This is a genomic window from Terriglobus sp. YAF25 (assembly GCF_052113305.1).
In the GTDB taxonomy this organism is placed as follows: domain Bacteria; phylum Acidobacteriota; class Terriglobia; order Terriglobales; family Acidobacteriaceae; genus Terriglobus.
Genome location: NZ_JBFRCY010000652.1, coordinates 1 through 2,666, shown reverse-complemented (window position 1 = coordinate 2,666; position 2,666 = coordinate 1). Strand labels below are relative to the sequence as shown.

Sequence of the window (2,666 nt, the reverse complement as noted above, 5' to 3'; positions counted from 1 at the left end):
GTGCAGGATGAGTCGATGGGCGAGGATGTGAAGATTACCGTCATCGCCACCGGCTTCAAGCAGGAGATGCCGCAGCGCCGCGAACGCATGTTGCAGGAGGCGATGGAGCCTGCAGTCCGCTATGACGCTAGGCCTTCGGCGATGCCGCGTTTTGCCAGCGAGACTCCGGTCATGCAAAAGCTAGAGATTCCGATTGCCCAGCGGCCCGAATCGCCATCGGTCTTCGAAGACGAGTTCTTCCTGACGGGCCGCGAGCGTCGTGAGTCGGCTGTTCCGCCGCCACAGCAGTGGGTAGAGACTACGCCGGAAATGACGGCTCCTGCACCGGATGAACAGCCCCAGCCGATCGCGGCTGCCTCGGCAGTGCCTGAACCGGTGGCTACTTTTGCCTCCACTCCGTCGGCTACCGTACGCCAGGAGCAGGATGAGCTTGATATTCCAGCGTTTCTACGTCGTGGAGGCATGTAAAAACTGCGTTCCGTATTGGGCTTACGCATCTAAAGTTGTATGGCGCTAGGGCTGATCGATTTTGATCAGGTCAAGGTAGGATAAAAAGTATCAAAATCGGCGCTTAGCACGGATTGGCGCAGGGATGTGCGACGCATGATTCAGGGCTTCAGGAATTTTTTTCTTCCGGGACTAGTTGTAGGTATTCTCGCTGTTTCCACCGCCGTAGCCGCACTGGCGGCCGACCCCACGCCGACAGGTACAAGGCGCACCCGGGGAGCCTCCAAGGTACAGGAGAGTACTCGCGGAAAGGCGCACCTTGCCGGTCTGCAACATAGCCGCCGCGCCGGAAAATCGACAGCAACCGCTAAGGCGGCTCCTGCTGCCAGGTCAAAGGCTGTTGCCACAAAGGGAAAGCGTGGCGCTGCACCGCGACTGGCAGTTAAGCGAACCCGCGCCGGCCGTTTCTCTGAGCGGTTTACGGCCAGCTCCTTCGCGGACAATCTGACGCTGGGCGATGTCGCTACCGGAGAAGATCCGGTAGTCCGTGAGTCGCTGATTCAGGCTCTTGGCAATATGAATGGCACCGCGGTGGCGATCGATCCCACCAACGGCCGCGTTCTGGCCATGGTCAACCAGAAGCTGGCGCTGTCGCGCGGAGCTGAACCCTGCTCCACCATCAAGCTGAGCGTCGCTTTGGCGGCTCTCTCCGAAGGCATGATCAAGCACGACACGCCGGTCAACCTCGGTGGCCACTACAACGTGGATCTGGACTACGCCCTGGCCAAGTCGGTGAATCCGTACTTTGAGGTTCTGGGCCGCCGGATGGGCTTTGAGCGCGTCAAGCACTACGCCAACATGTTTGGCCTGGGCGAACTGGCCGGCTACAACATTGATGGCGAGCAGCTCGGCGTCTATCCCGACGAGGAACTGCCGGAGAAGCTCGGCGGCGTGGGCCGTATGTGCTCCTTTGGTGAGAGCATCTCGATGACTCCGCTGCAGCTCGGCGCTCTGGTCTCTGCCATCGCCAACGGCGGCACGCTCTACTACCTCCAGCACCCCACCACGGCAGACGCTGTCGCGAACTTCCAGCCGAAGGTGAAGCGGACGCTCGACATCGCTCCGCTCATCCCGGAGATGCTGCCCGGCATGGCTGGTGCGGTGGACGCCCGTTACGGTACCGCGCGCTCATTGCGCGCCAACTTCAAGGAGTTCCCGGTGCTGGGTAAGACTGGCACCTGCTCCAATAACGGAACCCGCTATGGCTGGTTTGCCTCTTACGCTGATACTCCGGTTGGCCGGATGGTGACGGTCTTCTTCCTGGAAGGCGGACGCCCAACCTTCGGTCCGAAGGCGGCGGAGCTGACGGGACTCTTCTATCGTTCGATGGCCGACAAGAGCTACTTCCTGCAGAAGACGGCTCCGGCGACGACTGCTGCAGGCTCGGATGAGCCTAAGCAGGTTGCCGTGGGCGTATCCCAGTAATCGCTTTTTACTCTGCGGTGGTCCGCACGCGCTCCAGGACGTAGACATTACGGACTGGGCCGAGCGGACCGACCGAGACCTCGGTCTGCACCAGCGTATTGTTGCTATCTTCCAGGGTGTAGCGGACGGTGTTGTGAATCTTCTGGCCGTGCCCGGTCGTGCCCCATTCTTCCAACAACATAGCGTTGCCCTGCTGGCGGATCCGCGAGCGGAAGGTGACCTCGTCGCCCGGTTCGACATGCAGCTTTGGTGCGTTGACTTCCAGTGTCACCTGCCACGCATCGGGCTCGTCATTGGGAGTCTCCTGATGCGAGTGGATGTAGTGCCAGGTCTTTCCGTCGTACTGAATGACGGCTTTGCTCTCACCCTCGATACGCCGAGTCAGCTTGCTCCGCTGCGGATTCAGCATCCACGTGCCGGAGAAGGGCGGCAGCGTCTTCGCTGCAGGGACTTTAGCGCCGAGATTAACCTTCGCGGTCTGGGCCGGAAGGGCGGGGCAGAGGAGTGCGGTCGCAACGACGGCTGACAATGGCAGGAATTTCACGGCAGAAGTCTACTCTGCGGTCTGCATTGCAGGAAAGCCATCGCTTCCTGTCGAATCGCTGCGGTACGATGGGCCGCATGGGAGAGCAGCTCCGGTTGTGGAGACAGCGATCGGCGCTCCTGCTGCAGACGCAGCAGGGCAGGGTCGCCGTGTCGACGGGGCTCCATCTGTTCGCGCTCTTTGTCGTTGC

Annotated in this window: 3 protein-coding genes and 1 pseudogene; 2 read left to right on the top strand and 2 right to left on the bottom strand. The window is 61.1% G+C overall.

Features of this window, described 5'->3' with window-relative positions; translation table 11 throughout:
• Window positions 1-468 (top strand): annotated as a pseudogene (locus AB4043_RS21825) (hypothetical protein); the annotation flags it as partial.
• Between the two features lie 135 nt (window positions 469-603).
• On the top strand, window positions 604-1,932 hold the full coding sequence (locus AB4043_RS21820; protein WP_442300323.1) for a penicillin-binding transpeptidase domain-containing protein: 1,329 nt from the start codon (window positions 604-606) through the stop codon (window positions 1,930-1,932).
• A gap of 7 nt (window positions 1,933-1,939) precedes the next feature.
• Here the strand turns inward: AB4043_RS21820 and AB4043_RS21815 are convergent, their stop codons facing one another.
• Together AB4043_RS21815 and AB4043_RS21810 are read right to left on the bottom strand one after the other, a co-directional pair.
• Complete coding sequence (locus tag AB4043_RS21815) at window positions 1,940-2,476, bottom strand: hypothetical protein (RefSeq protein WP_442300142.1); 537 nt, start codon at window positions 2,474-2,476, stop codon at window positions 1,940-1,942.
• On the bottom strand, window positions 2,473-2,666 hold a 194-nt coding region (locus AB4043_RS21810; protein WP_442308073.1), incomplete at its 5' end, for a hypothetical protein. The genes AB4043_RS21815 and AB4043_RS21810, both read right to left, overlap by 4 nt.